The organism is Rhizobium sp. BK418 (genome assembly GCF_004341105.1).
Taxonomy (GTDB): domain Bacteria; phylum Pseudomonadota; class Alphaproteobacteria; order Rhizobiales; family Rhizobiaceae; genus Rhizobium.
In genome coordinates this window covers 355,313-375,330 of sequence record NZ_SLZK01000004.1, presented here as the reverse complement: position 1 = coordinate 375,330, position 20,018 = coordinate 355,313, and the positions used below count along the sequence as shown (strand labels likewise).

20 protein-coding genes are annotated in these 20,018 nt (G+C 60.0%); 11 read left to right on the top strand and 9 right to left on the bottom strand.

What is annotated here, in order from left to right:
* Complete coding sequence (locus EV281_RS18680; RefSeq protein WP_132654994.1) at positions 1-915, bottom strand: alpha/beta hydrolase; 915 nt, start codon at positions 913-915, stop codon at positions 1-3.
* 423 nt (positions 916-1,338) lie between these two features.
* On the opposite strand from EV281_RS18680, the gene betC reads away from it, so the two are divergent.
* Entirely contained in the window at positions 1,339-2,853 is a 1,515-nt protein-coding gene (gene betC / locus EV281_RS18675; protein ID WP_132654992.1) for a choline-sulfatase, read from the top strand.
* A 361-nt stretch (positions 2,854-3,214) separates the two neighbouring features.
* Here betC and EV281_RS18670 read toward each other — a convergent pair whose 3' ends face one another.
* Positions 3,215-3,421 carry a hypothetical protein gene (locus EV281_RS18670; RefSeq protein ID WP_132654990.1) on the bottom strand — a complete coding sequence of 69 codons (207 nt, stop codon included), beginning with the start codon at positions 3,419-3,421 and terminating at the stop codon, positions 3,215-3,217.
* Positions 3,422-3,587: 166 nt separating this feature from the next.
* Here EV281_RS18670 and EV281_RS18665 point away from each other — a divergent pair, with 166 nt between their 5' ends.
* On the top strand, positions 3,588-4,028 hold the full coding sequence (locus EV281_RS18665) for a hypothetical protein (RefSeq protein WP_132654988.1): 441 nt from the start codon (positions 3,588-3,590) through the stop codon (positions 4,026-4,028).
* A gap of 425 nt (positions 4,029-4,453) precedes the next feature.
* Positions 4,454-4,636 (top strand): hypothetical protein, encoded by a 183-nt coding sequence (locus EV281_RS18660; RefSeq protein WP_132654986.1) that lies wholly within the window; start codon positions 4,454-4,456, stop codon positions 4,634-4,636.
* A 94-nt stretch (positions 4,637-4,730) separates the two neighbouring features.
* Here EV281_RS18660 and EV281_RS18655 read toward each other — a convergent pair whose 3' ends face one another.
* The 5 genes from EV281_RS18655 to EV281_RS18635 form a co-directional block, all read right to left on the bottom strand.
* Complete coding sequence (locus EV281_RS18655; protein ID WP_132654984.1) at positions 4,731-5,558, bottom strand: sugar phosphate isomerase/epimerase; 828 nt, start codon at positions 5,556-5,558, stop codon at positions 4,731-4,733.
* Entirely contained in the window at positions 5,558-6,763 is a 1,206-nt protein-coding gene (locus EV281_RS18650; RefSeq protein WP_132654982.1) for an FAD-dependent oxidoreductase, read from the bottom strand. The genes EV281_RS18655 and EV281_RS18650 overlap by 1 nt, the downstream gene beginning before the upstream one ends.
* A gap of 63 nt (positions 6,764-6,826) precedes the next feature.
* Complete coding sequence (locus EV281_RS18645) at positions 6,827-7,138, bottom strand: MocE family 2Fe-2S type ferredoxin (RefSeq protein WP_132654980.1); 312 nt, start codon at positions 7,136-7,138, stop codon at positions 6,827-6,829.
* On the bottom strand, positions 7,135-8,169 hold the full coding sequence (locus EV281_RS18640) for a sterol desaturase family protein (RefSeq protein ID WP_132654978.1): 1,035 nt from the start codon (positions 8,167-8,169) through the stop codon (positions 7,135-7,137). The genes EV281_RS18645 and EV281_RS18640 overlap by 4 nt, the downstream gene beginning before the upstream one ends.
* Before the next feature lie 171 nt (positions 8,170-8,340).
* Entirely contained in the window at positions 8,341-9,342 is a 1,002-nt protein-coding gene (locus tag EV281_RS18635) for a LacI family DNA-binding transcriptional regulator (RefSeq protein ID WP_132654976.1), read from the bottom strand.
* Positions 9,343-9,573: 231 nt separating this feature from the next.
* Here EV281_RS18635 and EV281_RS18630 point away from each other — a divergent pair, with 231 nt between their 5' ends.
* Together EV281_RS18630 and EV281_RS18625 are read left to right on the top strand one after the other, a co-directional pair.
* Complete coding sequence (locus EV281_RS18630; protein WP_132654974.1) at positions 9,574-10,032, top strand: YbaK/EbsC family protein; 459 nt, start codon at positions 9,574-9,576, stop codon at positions 10,030-10,032.
* 81 nt (positions 10,033-10,113) lie between these two features.
* Positions 10,114-11,127, top strand: coding sequence for a Tim44 domain-containing protein (locus tag EV281_RS18625; protein ID WP_132654972.1), 1,014 nt, complete (start codon positions 10,114-10,116; stop codon positions 11,125-11,127).
* On the opposite strand, the gene EV281_RS18620 is transcribed toward EV281_RS18625, so the two are convergent.
* On the bottom strand, positions 11,124-12,155 hold the full coding sequence (locus tag EV281_RS18620; RefSeq protein WP_132654970.1) for a hydroxyacid dehydrogenase: 1,032 nt from the start codon (positions 12,153-12,155) through the stop codon (positions 11,124-11,126). The genes EV281_RS18625 and EV281_RS18620 overlap by 4 nt on opposite strands.
* A gap of 457 nt (positions 12,156-12,612) precedes the next feature.
* Here EV281_RS18620 and EV281_RS18615 point away from each other — a divergent pair, with 457 nt between their 5' ends.
* From EV281_RS18615 to cydX, 6 genes are all read left to right on the top strand, one after another.
* The gene (locus EV281_RS18615; RefSeq protein WP_132654968.1) at positions 12,613-13,188 is read left to right on the top strand and encodes a GbsR/MarR family transcriptional regulator; all 576 of its coding nucleotides are present in this window, start codon (positions 12,613-12,615) and stop codon (positions 13,186-13,188) included.
* A gap of 4 nt (positions 13,189-13,192) precedes the next feature.
* Positions 13,193-14,899 carry a thiol reductant ABC exporter subunit CydD gene (gene cydD / locus EV281_RS18610; RefSeq protein WP_132654966.1) on the top strand — a complete coding sequence of 569 codons (1,707 nt, stop codon included), beginning with the start codon at positions 13,193-13,195 and terminating at the stop codon, positions 14,897-14,899.
* Positions 14,896-16,587: an amino acid ABC transporter ATP-binding/permease protein gene (locus tag EV281_RS18605; RefSeq protein WP_132654964.1), complete on the top strand. Its 1,692-nt coding sequence runs from the start codon at positions 14,896-14,898 to the stop codon at positions 16,585-16,587. Before cydD ends, EV281_RS18605 begins: the two co-directional genes overlap by 4 nt.
* A 75-nt stretch (positions 16,588-16,662) precedes the next feature.
* Positions 16,663-18,243 (top strand): cytochrome ubiquinol oxidase subunit I, encoded by a 1,581-nt coding sequence (locus tag EV281_RS18600; protein WP_132654962.1) that lies wholly within the window; start codon positions 16,663-16,665, stop codon positions 18,241-18,243.
* 6 nt (positions 18,244-18,249) lie between these two features.
* Positions 18,250-19,404, top strand: a complete 1,155-nt coding sequence (gene cydB, locus EV281_RS18595; protein ID WP_132654960.1) for a cytochrome d ubiquinol oxidase subunit II — start codon at positions 18,250-18,252, stop codon at positions 19,402-19,404.
* Between the two features lie 12 nt (positions 19,405-19,416).
* Entirely contained in the window at positions 19,417-19,539 is a 123-nt protein-coding gene (gene cydX, locus EV281_RS18590) for a cytochrome bd-I oxidase subunit CydX (protein WP_132654958.1), read from the top strand.
* Positions 19,540-19,598: 59 nt separating this feature from the next.
* On the opposite strand, the gene EV281_RS18585 is transcribed toward cydX, so the two are convergent.
* Positions 19,599-20,009 (bottom strand): VOC family protein, encoded by a 411-nt coding sequence (locus EV281_RS18585; protein ID WP_132654956.1) that lies wholly within the window; start codon positions 20,007-20,009, stop codon positions 19,599-19,601.
* Positions 20,010-20,018: the final 9 nt, after the last annotated feature.

Below are 20,018 nucleotides of genomic sequence, written 5' to 3'. Positions count from 1 at the left end.
TCAGCGCGAAGCAAAGAGTCTGACTGCCTCGCATATCGCCACGAACCCGGCGCGAGCGCCTTCACTCATGTAGCGCGCCCGCAGCCAAGCGTGCACCATCTGCGGTTCCTCTCGGAACCAGACTTCAACGCCGGCCTCCGCGAGCCGGCCTGCGTAGCTGCGCCCGTCGTCTCGCAACGGATCGAAACGTGCGACCGTGATAAAGGCAGGTGCAAGTCCCGCAAGTGAATCCGCGTGGAGCGGCTCGGCCACAGGATGTCCGGACGGAGCCCGCAGGACGGTTCGGTAATAGGCAACGTCGGCCGTTGTCAGGCCCGGCGCATTTGCCATGTCGACGTAGGAACCCTTCTCCAGGTCCCCGCCGAGCGTCGGGTAGATAAGAACCTGGCCAACCAACCCCGGCAGCGCTTCCCGTAACGATCTGACGGCAAGACCTGCCGCAAGATTGGCGCCCGCGCTGTCGCCGACTACCACCACCTTGCTGCGTGGAGACGACAACAGGTGCTGAAGGACGATGAAACAATCCTCGCTTTGCGACGGCCAGCGATGTTCCGGCGCCAGTCGATAATCGACGCTGATGAGTTCGGCGCCAGCGAAATCGGCGATTTCAGCACAGATCGAATGATGGCTTTCGAGCGATCCTGCGACGAAACCGCCGCCATGCAGATAGAGGAGAACGGTCGATGTCGTTATCGTGCGCGGGCGATATCGCCGGATCGGGATACGCGACACCATGCCATCGGCATAGGTCAGCCCCTGCGGCAAGGGGTGGTCAAATCGCGCGCAGAGCCGATCATACCACTGTCGCTGCTGTGAGATCGATGCGTCGACCGCGTCCGGCGGATAGAAGCTCTCGCAAATCTTCAGAAACTCCCGGATGCCTTCTTCCGTGGGTATGGGTCGGGCGATCGACATCAGGATCCTCCGCGCTCTCGCAAGATGCTGTCTGGCGGTGACGAGCCAGCCACCACTGCATCATGCATGGGTTAGGCCACGATGCACGTCTTGGCGCGACCCGTTGTGTCGCCTGCAGATCTGTCCCCGGAAGCGCTTTGAGCGAGCGTGCGGAACAACCAATGTCGGAGAAGCGATAGTGCGCAGTCATTAAGTCGGCTATCGTCAGAGTGCCGATTGCGTCCCACGCCGCCGAGAGGATCACTGATGCGACGACCAGTGCCGCTCCTGAAGATAATAATGGATCTGATCGACGCCTGCCGACGCGGACCGGTGGCCGATGCGAACGGGCAGTTCGGCCAGACAGTCGTCAACTGGTGGCGCATGCATCTCTGAGCCGCTCCCCCCAATAGAACCAACGAATAAGAGTAGCAGCGAGACATCATGGCGCGCCCCAATATTCTCATCATCATGGTCGACCAGCTGAACGGTACTCTGTTTCCGGACGGACCGGCTAATTTTCTTCATGCACCGCACCTGAGAAATCTGGCATCGCGTTCGGTCCGCTTCGCCAACAGCTACACAGCAAGCCCTCTCTGCGCTCCAGCGCGTGCATCGTTCATGTCGGGCCAGTTGCCGAGCCGGACGCGGGTCTATGACAATGCGGCCGAATTTGCCTCCGACATTCCGACCTATGCTCATCATCTGAGGGCAGCTGGCTATCACACCAGCCTGTCGGGCAAAATGCACTTCGTCGGCCCCGACCAGCTGCATGGTTTCGAAGAACGTCTGACGACGGATATCTATCCGGCCGATTTCGGCTGGACTCCCGACTATCGCAAGCCTGGTGAGCGTATCGACTGGTGGTACCATAACCTTGGATCGGTGACCGGCGCCGGTATCGCGGAAATCACCAACCAGCTCGAATATGACGACGAGGTCGCCTATAACGCAACCCGCAAGCTCTACGACCTGTCGCGGCGACTAGACGAGCGCCCTTGGTGCCTGACCGTCAGTTTCACCCACCCTCACGATCCCTATGTCGCCAGGCGCAAATTCTGGGATCTCTACGAGGATTGCCCGGCCCTTGATCCGACCATCGCGGCCCTGCCGTTCGATGAGATGGATCCGCATTCGAGGCGCTTGCTGGAAGCCTGCGACTACAAGGCCTTCGACATCACTACCGAGCAGATCCGCAGGGCAAGGCGCGGCTATTTCGCCAATATCTCCTATATCGACGAGAAGGTCGGGGAGATCCTCGACGTACTGGAGCGCACACGCATGCGGGAAAACACCGTCATCCTGTTCGTGTCGGACCACGGCGATATGCTGGGCGAGCGCGGTCTCTGGTTCAAGATGTGCTTCTTCGACGGTTCTGCGCGCGTGCCATTGATGATATCGGCACCGGGCTGGCAGCCTGGCGTGATCGATCAACCGGTCTCCACTCTCGATGTCACTCCGACGCTTGCCGGGCTTGCCGGGCTTGATATTTCTGCCATTTCCCCCTGGACGGATGGCGAGAACCTGGCCGAGCTCTTGGGCGGCAGCAAGGCCCACGGTCCGGTCCTGATGGAATATGCCGCTGAAGGATCGATTGCACCGCTTGTGGCCATTCGTGCCGATCATTTCAAACTGACGGTCTGCGAAACAGACCCGCCCTTGCTATTTGATCTTCGGGCCGATCCCCATGAGCTCTCCAATCTCGCAGATGATCCCGCCCATGCGAAAACGCTGGACGACCTGCTTTCTCAAGTCCATCTCCGCTGGAACCTCTCGGATTTTGATGCGCAGATCCGAGAAAGCCAGGCCCGTCGGTGGGTCGTGTATCCCGCATTGCGGGAAGGATCCTATTACCCGTGGGACTATCAACCCCTGCAGAAAGCCGCCGAGCGATACATGCGCAATCATATGGATCTCAACGTCTTGGAGGAGAACCAGCGGTTTCCTCGCGGTGAATGATGGGCAGCACGAATAATCACGACACCTGGACACTGGCCCGTTGCTCCGGGCGATTTCGGCGGACCGACTTTGCTGGCTCGACTTTCAGGCTCTCGCAGCGTCCTGCAACTTCCGGTGCGATGTCAGGCCCATGGCGAAAACGCGGCGTTGCTTGTTGGATTCCGTCGACTTTTCCGTTCTCGCTGAAGCGTGCCTTGAAGGCACAAAACAACTTGCGAGAGCGTGAGCTGTGCACCGATCGCCGGCAGGAAAGTGCGTAAGCACTGGTCGTGTTGAAGCTCAACCTCCAGGATCCGACCTCCGATATTGTGGGGCACTGGAAAAATGGCCAGATTCTGAAGAGCTTCCGAAACGTGTCACTTCATGCGGGACCCGGGTTGGCCGACATCATGTCGTCAGCCAATGAACAGCTGTCATGCTCAGCCCGATCAAGTCTGGCGAGCAATCCGCGAAATCTGTCATCGAGATCCTGCGGAATGGAGAAGGCCCCAAGCCGATGCAGCTGGCGCGCCGCCTCGGGATGACGTGAAAAGTGCGGGACCGTTCTTTTGAGGTTGTCCTGTTCCATCGTCCTAGAACTCGATAACCAAACCAATTGTTCCGTCTTAGCCGGCCGTCAAAAAGAGTCAGGATTTGGCTGGTGTTGAAAACGCCGCAGCACGTGGCTGACCAGCCTCCTTGGCGCTTTCGAACAAAAGAACGCCATTTGCGTTAATCGCGCAAAGGAGTTGTCCATGCGCGTGATCATCGAGAGCCGTTTAGGATATATGCCGGGAGAGTATCCTGATGCGGCGAGCCTGGACAGAGCTCAGCAGTGCGTCGATGAATTCCTCCTCTTCGTCAAGGCGAACGATATCGGCAGTGACATTATCGACGAGATCGAACTACCAGTTTCCAAGGCGTTTCTGATCGGTGCGTTCTCCATCGTCATCGCCGCAGAACGGCGGCCCGATGTCAGAAACCTGCTGATCAAAGCTGGGATCTCGCTTGCCCAATACCGGCCAGGCCTTGGCCCTCGCATCCGAATAAGGCCGGGTTCGCCCCGGTGGCGCCTAGAGCCATTCATGACGAAGGGAGCCGCTCTTCGTCTGGAACGCACCTTGGACAGTGTTGCTTGCGAGCGCGTCCAACTCGCCGAAGCCTACCTCGCGGCGATCCGTCGCTCTCTCAACTAGCTCGCATGTCGACAACGCGATATCAGAACCTGCCAAGCCACAGCCATGCGCTTTCGGGAATCAAAGGATCATCACCGACGAGGTCATTTTAATGCCCCTAGTCGCAAAGCAGTGTCCCTCTATCCGCGCCTTGGACTGACGCACTTCGGCGCCCTTGCCTGACCTTTCATGATCGGCTAAAAAGTGCGGCCGGAGCAATTCACCAACGGAGGCGTGCAATGACAGATATTTCTTCGTCCAACGCCTCTTTGGCATAGGCTTTCGAAGCTCCTAACCCTCGGCTTTCATCGAGACCTTTCAAGCTTCACCATCCAGAGATGGCACCCCGTTTCGCACGTAGCGTTTTGGCACGGCAACGCCTGCGCCGTCGCTGCGCATTCTCAGCTTGAAAGAAGGGCGGCCCCGAATTCTGGCCGCGAATACTCATGAACAAGCAAAACACCGGCGAGAACTTGTCGGCATCCGTGACCGAGCTCTGCTCGCGATTCAGCTTTCGAGAAATCCTCGTCGCGACCATTATTGCTCGATGGCGGCGTCGCCGCGTTGTTAACAGCGTCGACGCCTTCCCGTCATGGCTGCGCCACGACCTCGCTTTGTCTGATAAATAGATCGGATCCCTTGCAGATGTGCCCGGGACGACCGTTAGGATGATCTCCAGAGGAGATCATCCCGACAAGTCTGCTGGCATCAGGACGACGGCAATCAAATCGCGGCCCAGAGGTCGCGGAGCATCTGACGCAGTTGCAGGGCCTCCGCCCACCGACCAGTGCTGTCACTGCCGTCACGAGTGCTAATTGCATACGGCTTTGGCCCCAGTTCACAGGTGAAGACGAGCTCGGCATTGGCCGACGCCCGAGCGCGCCAGTCACGCATGCCGTAGTCCCACCACTGACGGAAGAGCCCGACCCACGGCCGATGATGCGGAAAGGAGATTTCGATCTGCACTTGTCCGCACGATGCGACCCTGCCGTGAAAGGCATGGGCATTTCGCAGGACGCGATGGATCATCGCGTGAATTTCGGCATCGACAGGATAGGCGAACTCGCGTGCGACCGTAAAGTGCGAGAGATCGGCAAGCAACGGCAGGTTCGGCCGTTTCTCCAGCAGATCGAGCGTAAAGAACAGGTCCGTCGTCATCCGGTTGCGATGTGTTTCGATAAGCACGGGAATGCCGGCATCGTCGGCAAGCTGCATCCAGCCATCCAATATTGGCAGGCAATCCTCGACGCGGCGCAGGCGGATATCGGGCTGCAGACAGATATGGCTGACCGGAAATTCCGTGGCGAGTTCGAGCGTCAGGCGCAAATCCTCCACTGACTGGGGAAAACAGACACCTTCGATCTTCAATCCGGTGCCGCGGATCGCATCATTCAGCCCAATGACATCGGCACGGTTCGTATAGTGGGCACTGATGCCGTCGAAGCCGGCCTCTAATATCATTGTAATATTCTCGTCGAGGCTACGCTCATACCCGTCAGGATGCCGACGCTCCATGGCCCAGAGCGACTGGAAGATCATGAGCTTCTGCATCAGGCCGCCCGCGCGCTCTTCAGAAGCGCCTTGAGGTTCAGGTTGGCATTGGCTAGCGCGGCGGTATCGGGACGAACGCCCGCAGCGATCAACATCTCGGCAAGCTTGATATCCTTGGCAACCGCGTTACCGATACCGAGGCCGGCTGCGGCGACGAGACGTCCTGCGTCCAGATAGAATTCAAGTTCGCCATCGCCAAGCGGCCGGACCACGCTTTGATGCGCCGGCTGCGGCAGCCCGACCACCTGGAGGCTGAGATCGTATTGATCCGACCAGAACCAGGGGATTGCGGTGAAAGGCTCCAACGAACCGATCATAGTGCGCGCCGCGGTTTCGGCTTGAGCTCTGGCATTCCGCCAGCTTTCGAACCTGATGTGGCCGCCATCAGTCTGGCTTACTGCCGCGCAGTCACCTGCAGCGAAGATATTTGCTGCGCTGGTGCGCAGATGAGTATCGGTCAGAATGCCGTTGCCCGTTGCCAGTCCAGCGTCTTGCGCCAGTGTGATCTCCGGCATGACACCGATGGCGCTGATGACAAGTTGTGCTTGAACCATGCTGCCGTCGGTCAGTATGACGCCATCATCGGTGATTGCCGCGACGCCTCGGCCGAGATGAAAATCGACGCCTTCTTCGATGTGCCTGGCATGCAGCTTTTCGGCAAAGCGCGCCGGGACAGCGCGTCCAAGGGTCTTTGGTGCGGCTTCGATGACGCTCACGGCAATGCCCTCGCCGCGCAGCACCGACGCAAGCTCCATTCCGATCAAGCCGCCGCCAATGACCGCGGTGCTTCGGGCTACCCCGGCACGGGAAAAAATCGCTTCAGCATCGCCATGCGTGCGGAAATCGAGCGCCCGCTCGGCACCGGGGCAAGCAAGCCGCCTCGGGCGCGCGCCAGTTGCCAGCAACAGCTTTTGATAGGCCAGCACGCGCCCATCGCTCAGCGTCACTGTGCCGGCATCGGCGTCCAGCTTCGAAGCCGACACGCCCTTGAGATAGTCGATGCCCGCGTCAGCCAGACCGTCCTTCGCGCAGATCAGCTTCATCCGCACAGCGTCACTCGCCGGCTTCGATAGTGGCGGCCGTTCATAGGGCAGATGCGGCTCGGCTCCGACCAGCACAACGGACCCTGAATATCCGGCTTCGCGCAAGGCGAATGCAGCACGCGTTCCGCACTCCCCCGCGCCGATGATGACAATGCCGCTCATAAAGCTCTCCATGGAAAAAGAGGCCGGCGCTCGTGAGGAGGAGACGCCGGCCAGGGAGGATCATCAGGCGAGAGCCACGCGCACTACCCCGTCGATCACTTCGGCCGGATAGGTTTTCAGGTTCTCGCAGGCGGGAAGCCGGAGAGCCTCGCCGGTGCGGTAGTCGAAGGCGCCGGAATGTTTGGGACATTCCACTTCGAATTCCATGACCAGTCCTTCTGCGAGATGGATCGACTCGTGGGTGCAGAGACCGGCGGTGCAATAGACGCTGTCGTCCGGGCCGCGATAGATGGCATAGGTACGGCTGTCGTGATCGAAACGGATGGCACCTTCCTGTTCGATGTCATCGAGTTTGCAGGCAGTGATCCAGCTCATTCGGCCGCTCCCTTGATTTCCATGCCGGCCTTGCCGGCTGCGAGCTTTTCCTTACGTCGACGATAGCGCTCCTGCATCCGGGCCTCGCCTTCGGGCGAGCCGTCGTGCCAGGTGCCGAACCACCGATCGAGCGGGATCAGCGTATCGCCGTAATTCACCTCGAAATATTTGTGGTGCAGGTAATGGGCATAGGCATGGCTATCGACCAGCTTGCCCTCGCCGATCTCGACCTTGTCGAAACCCACATGGCCGGGAATGGCTCCGTAACCCGCATAGTGGAGTTGATAGAGCATCAGGACCGGGTTGGATGGCAGGATCAGGTGATAGAAGGCCGTTCCGAGATAAAGCAGATGCTCGACCGGATGCATCGACAGCGACGACCAGGGCGATGGGTTGACTGAATTATGATGGACCGAGTGCACCCACTTGTAGAGAAACGGGGTGTGGATGAGCCGGTGGATGCAGAAGAAGTGGAATTCGTGAATGATCGGGACGATCAGCGCGACAATGGCAAGCGTCCAGGGATGTTCGGCAAAGCTCAGCCACGGCACGTAACCATTGGCATAGGCCAATAGCATGCCCGCCTCGATTGCCGTCCAGATCGTCACGCCTGACAGGAAGGTGCGCAACATATTGTCGACGTTCTGGCTTTCGAACCAGAAGGCCTTGCTTTTCTGCTCAGCCGGGAATTTTCCATTGTACTTGAACCGGTTTTCCTGGCGCTTCAGCACATAGAGATGCACCTCGAAGGCGCCGTAGAAGAGCAGAACGCAGATTGCATTCATGGCATAGAGCCAGGCAATCCAGCCGAAGCCGAAGGTTCGCATCGTCTCGACAGGCGGAATGACCCAGGCCCAATAGGCGACGGCGGACGCAGCAAAGATCGCATTCCAGGGAAAGAAATAGTGCGGCAGCCATTTCAGGATGGTCATCAGCCGCGGCGGAAAGGCAAAGAGCGGCGCGGTCTCGACGGGCTTGTTGGGTGCCCAGTCGCCGCGTTTGTTGCGCATGCCGAATTTCAGATCGTCCATTTCACTCTCCTCCAGGCGAAGCCGTCATTTCCGCTTCGCATACGTTCGTTTGAAAGAGAGCGCTGGCGCGCCTAATCCGGTGTCGCTCCTCTCGACGCTCCGGCTCTCCTCCTGGCATTGAAATTAACAGGAGAGCGTCGCGGCGCCGAAGGCATCGTTGATCAAATTAGATCAAAGCCCTTCCTTGGTGATGGTGATGAAACGGATGGGCGCCCGATCCGGCTCGATATCGGTCAGACCGATGCGGCGCAGGACGAGATCGAGCGATCGCCGCGCCTGCGCTTCCGGCGCCTGGTCGAGCACCACATCCATGACATCGTCCTGCAGGGCTTTGCGGGTGTAATCTGTGAGTTCATGGCCGACGAAGAAGATATTGCGCTCGCGCGCATGACGACGCAGCACATCGATCAGTGCGGAATTGGCGCCGCCGGCATTGTAGAGCCCGGCGAGATCCGGATAGGTTTTAAGGGCCGAGAGCAAAAGCTCGGCGCTGAAGTGCTCCTCATCAAGGCCGAAGCCCAGCCATTGAAAGCTGGTGGCACCCGGATGCTCCAGAAAATAATCGGAAAACCCGCGGATGCGATCGCGATGCACCTGATAGATCGGGTGACAGATTGCGACGACTGGCCCTTGCCTGCGGGCCATGCGACTGATGAACAGCGCGGCGGTCCGTCCGGCGGCATAATTGTCGATGCCGACGAATTCACCTGAACGGTCGGACGCGCGGGTGACGACGTGGACGACCGGCAATCCCTTGGCGACGACTTTCTCAACAGCTGCCTGGATCACCGGACTATTCGGCACCGCAAGGATCAGGCCGGCGCGCGGCATGTCGGTTGACAGGATGCGCCGGGCAATTTCCTCCGGCTTCATCTCCTCGGTGAAGCTGCGATGCACGACGACCAACGGATCGAGGGTCGCGGCGGTCCGCTCGAATGCCTTGGAGAGTCGCTGATAAAAGGTCGTCTCGGGGCGGACCATCAGCACCTCGATGCGCAACAGACTGCGATGGGGGTCTGGAAGCGTGCGCGGATAGTCGAGGCTGCGCGCGGCGATGATGACCTTCCCGACCAGTTCGGGACGAACTCCGCCGCGGCCATTCAGGACCCGTTCGACGGTAGCGGTTCCCACACCTGCCTGGCGGGCAATATCCCGATAGTTCGGCTTGCTCACTATATGTCCTCGATGCGCGAAGGCTGGATTTCTAATTTTCCAGCAATATCCATGAGTTAGAAGTCAGGAACAATTCGAATTGCCTTCCAGGATGCATAGAAATGCTCCTCAGAAACTAAACGATTGAATTTTCTGAAATCTAAATATTAAGTTGGACGGCAAATACATGAATCCCATGTCGCATCATCATGCGGCTCCAGATTGGCTGTTCACTCAAAAGTATCCCATCCCATGAGCCTCGATTCCGTACGCGCCTTCTTCGCAATCAATGCTCCCGATATTGCCATCGTCGAAACGGCCGAAAGCTCTTCGACCGTCGCGCTCGCGGCAGAAGCACATGGTGTCGAACCCGCGCAGATCGCCAAGACGATCTGCCTTCGCGTCGGCGACCGCACCATGCTGATCGTAGCAGGCGGCACGGCGCGTCTCGACAACAGGAAATTCAAGGACACTTTCGGCGGCAAGGGCCGCATGCTCGATGCCGAAGAGGTATTGGCGGCAACGAGCCACCCCGTCGGTGGCGTCTGCCCCTTTGGTCTGCCAGCCCCGCTGCCGATCTACTGCGACGTGTCGCTGAAGCAATTCGATGAGGTTGTGCCGGCCGCCGGCTCGACCAATTCTGCGGTACGAATCGCGACTGACCGACTGGCTAAAATCACCGGAGCTGAATGGGTCGACGTCTGCCAGTAGCAACGCGCAACTTCACAGGGCAGAAAGACTACCTATATTAGGCCCGACGTGCCGTTTAGCGCATGATAGGAGATTGCAAGAATGCCCAGTGCCGTTTCGCGTTTTGCTAGGATCGCGGCGATTGCCGTCCTCGCGAGCGCCACCGTCTTTGCCACGATCAGCGATGCCGATGCGCGCCGCGCCGGCGGCTTTGGCGGATTCGGAAGCCGCGGCACGCGGACTTTCAGCGCGCCTCCGGTTACCCGCACCGTTCCTGCCCCTGCTGCGCCCATCGAACGCTCGATGACCCCGCGCCCGCAGACGAACACACCCTATAACACGCCGCAGCCTGGCTATGCGCAGCAGCGCCCCGGCTTCTTCGGCGGTTTCGGCCGTTCGATGATCGGCGGCCTGATTGCCGGTGGCTTACTCGGCATGCTTCTAGGCCACGGTTTCGGCGGCGGTTTCGGCTTCCTGGGCATGCTGTTGCAGATTGCGCTGATCTTTGGCGCGATCACGCTTGCGATGCGCTTCTTCGCCAATCGCCGACAGCCCTCTTATGGTGCAGGCGGCCAGAGCTATGGCGGACAGCAATCCTATAACATGCCGCCGGCCAATGGCGGATCGTCTTTCCATATTCCGGCGATCGGTTCGGGCGCCGGCAACCAGCAGCAGCGTAATGCGCGCCCGAGTGATGAGATCGGCCTCGCCCAGGCGGACCTGGATCAATTCGAGGAATTGCTGACGAAAGTTCAGACCGCTTATGGCGCGGAAGATTACGGCGCGTTGCGCCGCCTGACGACGCCGGAAGCCATGTCCTACCTTGCTGAAGAGCTTGGCGAAAACGCCACCAATGGCGTGCGTAACAAGGTTTCCGACGTCAAGCTGCTGCAGGGCGACATTGCCGAGGCGTGGCGTGAGAACGGTCAGGAATATGCGACGCTTGCAATGCGCTATTCTTCGATCGACGCTATGGTCGAGCGCAATACCGGCCGCGTCGTCTCAGGCGACGACCGCCGCCCGAGCGAAAGCACTGAGGTCTGGACCTTCGTACGCAAGCCCGGCGCCGACTGGAAGCTTGCCGCGATCCAAGGCACGGGCCAGCGCGCCGCTTAATTAACGGACACCGGCTTGGAGCGCATGCGGAACACCGTTTCACGCTCCGCCCGCTTGCAGCGCATCGGCGGCAGGCCGCGATCCATTAGATCCATATCCTCGAGAACCATGTCGCCCATCTTCTTGAAGGCGACATCGAGCGCGCCGGCGCGATGGGCCGAGCGGATGAAGCCCTTGAGATTTCGAACCGGATGATCTGACGCCAGCGGTTCCTGCGGATAGACATCGCTTGCTGCAACGATATGGCCTGATGCGACAGCCGCCATCAGCGCATCGAAATCCACGACATCGGCGCGGCTGAGCAGAATGAAGGCTGCTCCCTTGCGCATGCTGGCAAAGGCATCCGCGCCGAGGAAGCCCCTGTTCTCACTGGTGACGGAAGCGACGACAAAGACGAAATCGCTCTGTGTCAGCACTTCGTTCAGGCTTGCCGGCTCAACTCCGTTTTCCTCCAGGATCGAACGCGGCAGCCAGGGGTCGAATACCCTGATCCTGGCACGGAAGCCGGACAGAACCCGCCGCAGCGCCCTGCCAAGATCGCCGAAACCGACGATGCCGATATCGGAACCCGATATTAGCCGGGCGCTGGCATTGCCCTCGCCACCCCAAAGTTCATGGCCCTCCCGGAAAGCCACATCGGCATCGATGATGCCTCGCGCCAGACTGAGTGCAAAACCGAGGCCAATCTCCGCCACTGGCTCGGCAAAGACCTGTCCTGTCGTCACGACATGAATGCCGCGCTGAAACAGGATATCATAAGGCATGTTGTTAAGGAGGTTGCTCTCGACATTCAGGATCGAGCGAAGCTGCGGCATACGTCCAAGCGTCTCCGCCGACAGCGGCGGCTGACCGATGATGTAGCGCGCCTTGCCGAGGACGTTGTCGCCAAGGCCATCAATGTTTTCGGGGTCGGCCTCGACGATCTCATATTTAGCGTTGAGTTCGGCGCGCGCTTTGTCGCTGAAAATCAGATCGAGCGTACGCGGCTCCGGCGCGCTGATCGCCAGCGGCCTTTCAGAATTCGTCATGGGATCCTCCTCAAGATGCGGTGGCTTCCGCCTCTCAATGTGATTGATAATCCGGTTCAACAGCGCTTGTGAAGCCACCTTTCGAAAACGGTTGTTCATGCTTTAAGCAGCTGAAAATTCTTCCTGTTTATCCGCTTTTCGTTTGACTTCATCGCAGATCGCAGGCGGCCTTGATGCCGACGTGGGCGTACCTGACCGTCTTGATCTGAGGCTCGCGCCTTTTCCGTAGTTCATCCCACATTGAGCACCCGACAGATGAGCGTCCTCTGGGCGCCTTATGTTTGCGGGATTTGACTCAAGTCAATTCCAAGCGCGCGCCGCCGATGTATGAAGAGACAGACGATCGAAGCGTGTATCCAAATTGACGCAGGTCAAGCCAGACAATTGCAGCACGAGCGCGAAAGTCTGTATAATAATTTCAGAAATTTCTGAAATCACAGACACAACGGAAATGACAATGAACCTTCCGCCGCTCGTCCAGTCCTTCGTTCTGCACTTCGGAGAAATGGGCTCCCGCTGGGGCATCAATCGAACAGTCGGCCAGATCTATGCCCTGCTCTACGTCTCGCCTTCGCCGCTCTGCGCCGAGGAGATCGTCGATGCGCTTGGCATATCACGCTCGAATGTCTCCATGAGCCTGCGCGAGTTGCAGGCCTGGAATCTCGTCCTGCTGCGCCACAAGCCCGATGACCGGCGCGACTTCTTCACCACACCCGACGATGTCTGGATCATTCTCAGAACGCTTGCCGAAGAGCGCAAGAAGCGCGAGGTCGATCCGACGCTGTCTGTGCTGCGCGAGATCCTCATGCAGCGCCCGGCAAGCGAGGCCGAACGTCACGCGCAGGAGCGCATGGCCGAGATGCACACGCTCATCGAGCAGCTGACGCACTGGTACGAGGACGTAAAACAACTTGAAACAGAAAGGCTTGCGACGCTACTCTCCTTAGGTGCAAAGGTGACTAAGCTGCTGGAGGCCAAGGACCGGGTCGTTTCGCTTGGCCGCCGCCGTCCTAATCCTGCGAACAAGAGCTAGCGCCATGGGCAGTGCTTTCTTTGACGCGAGAGACCGGCAAGAGCTGAGGGCACTTGTCGAGCGGGCTGCGGCGCGCAAGCCGGCCAAGGCCAGAAGCCGCCTGCGCATCGCTGCGATGCTCCAGGCATTAGCGGCTGCTCTCTGGATCCCACAGGCCGGCCTGCTCGCCTGGTCCATCGGCGGGCTCGCCAATGGCCGAAGCCTTGCAGATATCCTCTGGCCAGCCGTCTTCATCCTGCTACTCGGTATCGTCAAAAGCTGTCTCGATGCGGCCGGCGGCCGCCTTGCCTTCCGCACGGCGCGAGTCGAACTCAGTGAGAAGCGCGCTGCGGCAGCAGAACTGCTTGCCCGCCTCTCGCCTGTTGACGCCAGCCGGCCTGCTTCCGGCGAAGCCGCCAGCGTGCTCGGCGAACAGGCCGAATTGATCGTTCCTTACCTCTCCCGTTTCCAGCCGGCGCGGATGAAGGCGAGCCTGGTGCCGCTCGTCATCCTGGCCTCCATTTTTCCGATCTCCTGGATTGCCGCGCTCGTGCTGCTGTTTTCAGCACCACTCATTCCGATCTTCGTGGCGCTGATTGGCTGGCGTGCGCAGGCTGCGAGCGAAAAGCAGCTTGTCGCAACCGGCGGCCTCAACGCTTTCCTGCTCGACCGACTGCGCGGTCTTGCGACAATCCGCTCGCTCAATGCGGTCGATGCCACAGCGCTGAGACTTCGCGCGGAAGCGGAAGCGCTGCGTACGCGTACCATGGCGGTGCTGAAGATCGCTTTCCTGTCGTCGGCCGTGCTCGAACTCTTCTCAGCGCTCGGCGTGGCGATGACCGCGGTCTATGTCGGCTTCAGCTTGCTCGGAGAAATCCGTTTCGGCGCCTGGTCCGGCGGCCTTGACCTCTCGCAAGGCCTGTTCATTCTGCTCCTCGCACCTGCCTTCTTCGAGCCGCTGCGTGAACTCTCCACCGTCTGGCACGACCGCGCTTCGGGCGAAGCCGCGCTGAAGGCGCTGGAGGGGCTGGCTGCCGGAGGCATGGCACTCCCCAATGATAAACGTGCGCCGGACCCGGCTGCGGCCGCAAACTTCGATATCCGTCTTGAAAATATCGGGTTCCGCTATCGGCCCGACCATCAGCCCGTTCTCGATGGTTTTAGCCTTGCCATCCTCGCCGGCGAACATGTGGCGCTGCTCGGCGCCAGCGGCAGCGGCAAATCGACATTGCTGTCGCTGATCGCCGGGCTGGCGCCCTGTAACGAGGGCCGCGTTCTGATCGGCGGGGCAGCCGCAGATCGCAGCAGGATGGCCTGGATCGGCCAGAAGCCGCATATTTTCGCGGGCACCCTTGCAGGCAATATTAAGCTGGGCCGACCGGGCGTTACGAAGACAGATATCTCCGAGGCGCTCGATCTCGCCAGGCTTGGTGGCGTTGCGAAGGCCTATGGCCATCGCCCGCTCGGGGAAGGCGGCATCGGCCTTTCCGGTGGCGAGGCGCTGCGGCTTGCGATCGCGAGAGCAGCCTGCGACCCCGAGATCCACATCATCCTTGCTGATGAGCCTACTGCTCACCTCGATGCCGAGACGGCAGCCGGAATCACCGAAAGCCTGCTTGCTCTTGCGATCGGGCGCACGCTGATCGTCGCTACGCACGATCCTCTTCTGGCCGCGCGGATGAACCGCACCATCCGCCTCGATGCGGAACATCTTCGGGAGGCCGCCGAATGATCATCTTGTTCAAGGACCTCAAGCCGGTTCTGCGCCTGTTCATTCAAACTCGGCGAAAGGAATTGTTGCTCGGCGGCGCACTATCAGCCGCGACCGTTGCAGCGGGCATTGCCCTGCTTGGCCTTTCGGGATGGTTCATCACGGCGACCGCGCTCGCAGGTCTTTCCGTCACCGTTGCCGCGACTTTTGATGTCTTCGCGCCGTCGGCGGGCATCCGATTCCTTGCGATCCTGCGCACGGCTGCACGCTATGGCGAAAGACTGACGACCCATAATGCGACGCTTGCCGTGCTTGCCGCCTTGCGCGAGCGTCTATTCCGTTGCTGGGCCTCTGCCGGCGCAGCGCGCGCGCTACTCAATCGCCCAGCCCGGCTACTCTTCCGGTTGACCGCCGATATCGATGCGTTGGATTCGCTCTATCTGCGCGTTCTTGTGCCGGCAACTGTGGCAGTCGGCGCAGCGCTCGTCGCCAGTCTCACGCTCGGGCTGATGCATCCGCTATTCGGTCTGCTTTTCGGCCTCAGTCTCATTTTGACAGGGCTTGGCCTGCCACTCGCTGCCGGTCGGCTGGCGGTGAAGCCGGCGCGCCGCCGCGCCTACGGCGTCGAAACCATCCGCTCGCGGACTATCGATCTCGTCGCCGGACAGACCGACCTTCTCATGGCAAACCGGCTTGCGGCGCAGCAGCAGGCAATCGCCGCTGCCGACACTTATACCGCAAAGGCCGACGACTGGCTGAATCGTATCGAGACCGGCGTGAGCTTCGGCTTCGGTCTTTTCTCTACTGTGCTGCTAGTCGCGGCGCTGCTGACCGTTGCCGTACTGATGCAGTTCGGCGCGATCACCGCGCCCGTCGCGGCACTCGGCCTGCTCGTCGTCTTTGCGGCAACGGAACCCTTTGCCGCATTGCGTCGTGGGGCCATGGAATTCGGCAGGACGATACTGGCAGCCAAACGCATCGGGCCACGTCTTTCGGCCGCTGAAGCCGATTTCGCACCGATGGCTCCGGCGCATGAGCTTGCCTTTGCGCTCCAGAATATCACCGTCGCCCATGACGGCGCTGCGCTGCCAGCATTGCGAAATGTATCGCTCGAACTGCGCCGCGGCGAGCATATCGCCATCATTGGCAGGAGCGGCGCAGGTAAATCGACGCTACTGTCGCTGCTGGCTGGCGAATTGCCGTCGGCTGACGGCATTGCGGCAGCGCTCGACGCGACCTTGCTCACGCAACGTACCGAACTTTTCCAGGATACGCTGCGAGGCAACCTGCTGCTTGCCGCTCCCGGTGCCGATGACGATCGGCTGCGCGAGGCGCTCGATGCTGCCGGTCTGCTTGCCGATGTCGATGCGCTACCCTCAGGCCTCGATACGCCACTCGGCGAAGGTGGCATGGGGCTCTCCGGCGGCCAGTCGCGGAGGCTGGCACTCGCCCGTCTCTTTCTGCGCGACACACCACTCTGGCTGCTCGATGAGCCGACCGAGGGGCTTGATGGCCGCACCGCGCGCGACGTGCTGCACCGCCTCGCGTTGAGCGCCGAAGGTCGCGCGCTCGTCATTGCCACGCATATTCGCCGCGAAGCGGCGCTCGCAGACCGCATTGCGATCATCGCGAATGGCCGCATCACAGAATTTTCGCGCCGTGGAGAGGCGGCGTTCGAAAAGGCGCTCGATCAGCTTCGGCCGGATTGAGCGAACAGGCATGCCCGCAGGGCCAGCCGGCCATGCGGAACTCTTGATACCCCGTGGGACCGTGGGAGAAAGACAATGGAACTAGACATCGTAGCGCTATCGCGCTTCCAATTTGCGCTGACCGCGCTTTATCACTTCCTGTTCGTGCCCCTGACACTCGGCCTTTCCGTGCTGCTCGCCATCATGGAGACAACCTATGTCATGACCGGCCGCCAGATCTGGCGGCAAATGACGAAATTCTGGGGCACTCTTTTTGGTATCAACTTCGTGCTCGGTGTCGCAACCGGCATCGTGATGGAATTCCAGTTCGGCATGAACTGGAGCTATTACAGCTACTATGTTGGCGACATCTTTGGCGCGCCGCTTGCGATCGAAGGCCTGATGGCCTTCTTCCTCGAAGCGACTTTCGTCGGTCTCTTCTTCTTCGGCTGGGACAAGCTGTCGAAGGTTGGCCATCTCATCGCTACCTGGGCCGTCGCGATTGGTTCCAATTTCTCGGCACTCTGGATTCTCGTCGCCAATGGCTGGATGCAGAATCCCGTCGGTTCCGCGCTCAACCCGCAGACGATGCGGATGGAGATAACAAGCTTCTTCGACGTCGTCTTCAACCCGGTCGCCCAGGCGAAGTTCGTCCATACGGTTTCAGCCGGTTATGTCTGTGCCTCGATCTTCGTGCTGGGCGTTTCGGCCTGGTACATGCTGAAGGGCCGGCATATTGAACTTGCCAAGCGATCAATGACGGTTGCCGCATCCTTCGGTCTCGCTTCGGCGCTCTCAGTGGTCGTGCTCGGCGACGAAAGCGGTTATCTGGCAACCGAAAACCAGAAGATGAAGCTTGCCGCGATCGAAGCCATGTGGGGAACCGAGCCGGCTCCGGCTCCCTTCACCGCCTTCGGATTCCCGGATCAGCAAGCCCGCGAGACGCATTTCGCCGTGCGTATCCCATGGGTGATGGGGCTCATCGGTACACGCTCGCTGACGACGGAGATACCGGGCATTGACAAGCTGGAACAGCAGGCCGAGACCCGCATCCGCGATGGCATCAAGGCCTACGATGCACTGACGCAGATCCGCTCTGCACCGACCCTGGATCAAGTTGCCCAGGAAGTCCGCACCTCCTTCGAGGACCTTGGTCACGACCTTGGCTATGCTCTGCTCCTGAAGCGCTATGTCGACGATCCGCGTCAGGCAACCGACGAACAGATCACGCAGGCCGCACGCGACACCATTCCGCATGTGCCGACGCTCTTCTGGTCGTTCCGCATCATGGTTGGTCTCGGCATGTTCTTCATCGTGCTCACGGCAGCTTTCTTCTGGCTATCGGCCCGCCGGCATCTGGATAAGTATCCGCTTTTGCTGCGCGTCGCGGTATTCGCCATACCGTTGCCCTGGATCGCCATCGAGGCCGGCTGGGTAGTCGCCGAGATCGGCCGCCAGCCCTGGGTGATCGAAGGCGTTCTGCCGACGGCGGTCGCCGTCTCCAATCACGGGGCCTCGGCGGTTCTGCTGACGATCATCGGCTTTGCCGCGCTCTACACCACACTGATCATCGTCGAGATGAGCCTGATGCTCAAAGCGATCCGCCAGGGGCCGGAGCCGGACCATGAGCCGGAGGCCAAACTCATTTCTGAAACCCTCGTTCACGCCGCGGAGTGACCAGTCATGATCCTTCACGAACTCATAGACTATGAAACCTTGCGTATCATCTGGTGGGTGCTGCTCGGCGTGCTGCTGATCGCCTTCGCCACCACCGACGGCTTCGACCTCGGCGTCGGAACGCTGTTGCCTTTTGTTGCCAAGACCGATGCGGAACGCCGCGTCGCCATCAACGCGATCGGCGCCACCTGGGAGGGCAACCAAGTGTGGCTCATCCTTGCCGGTGGCGCCATATTTGCCGCCTGGCCGCCGCTCTATGCGGTCTCCTTCTCGGGCTTTTATCTGGCGATGTTTGCGATCCTTTTCGCGCTCATCCTTCGCCCGGTCGGCTTCAAGTACCGCTCCAAGCGCGACAGCGCACGTTGGAGGGCCGGCTGGGACTGGGCGCTTTTCATCGGCGGATTCGTGCCGTCGCTGATCTTCGGTGTGGCCGTCGGCAATGTGCTGGAGGGCGTACCCTTCCGCTTCGCCGACGACATGCGGATCTTCTATGAGGGCTCGTTCTTCGCACTTCTGAACCCCTATGCCCTGCTCTGCGGTCTGCTATCCGTTGCAATGCTTATGATGCATGGCAGCGCGTGGCTGGTGCTGAAGACAACGGGACCAGTAGCCGAACGAGCACGTCGCTTTGGCAGCATCGCAGCGCTAGCCGTCGTCCTGCTCTTTGCTCTCGGCGGCCTGTTCCTGTGGATGGGCCTCGATGGCTATCGCATCACCAGCGATATCAGCCCGATCGGCCCATCAAACCCGCTTTTGAAAACAGTGACACTGGAAAGCGGTGCATGGCTTGCCAATTACGGCGCCCACCCCTGGATGCTCATCGCTCCGATCCTTGGACTGCTGGCTGCGGCAGCTGCCTTCCTCACCATGCAGGCGCGCCGGGAGATCATGACCCTGCTCTTCAGCAATATCTCGATAACAGGCATTATCTCGACGGTCGGTCTGTCGATGTTCCCGTTCATCCTGCCTTCTTCACTCGACCCGAGGTCGAGCCTGACGGTCTGGGATTCATCGTCGAGCCACCTGACTCTGTTCATCATGCTGGTGGCCACGGTCATCTTCCTGCCGATCATCTTTGCCTACACCGCCTGGGTCTACAAGGTGCTATGGGGCAAGATCGACGAGAAGAGCGTCACCGACAAGAACAGCCACGCTTATTAAGGGGACGAGACGATGTGGTATTTCGCATGGATGCTCGGGTTTCCGCTAGCGGCCTCATTCGCCGTTCTCAATGCCATGTGGTACGAGCTAGCGGATGACGAAGCGAAGAAAAAGGCTTCAGGGGAACGCCGATAAAAAGTCGAGGGCGCGGTTCAAGCCGCGCCCTTATTCTTTAGATCATCGGCATACGGCCATCAGGAAAGACGGTTTCGGGACCGCTCCGCAAGCTCGACGACAATGCCGTCTGGGTCACGGACAAAGGCAATTCTGTGCAGCATCTCTGAATGGACGGCAAAACGCGGCCGTTCCTTGATCTCGACACCGGCTTCTTCCAGCCGCGCGAAAATCTCTTCAATATTCTCGAAGTGAAAAGTTATGTGCTTTACTCCAGCGGTTCCATCCGGAACGTCTTTGGCTCTTGTAGCCCCGCCGGGCGGCGCAAACACTTCCAGCATGCCACCACCTGCATCGAGGAAGGCGACCTGCATGCCGTCAGGCATCTGCTTGCGCAGATGCAATTTCAGTCCGAGCAGACCGCAATAGAATGCGACCGCGCGGTCCATGTTGCTAACCGTCATTCCGATATGTTCGAATGATTTCAGCATCGCATTCTC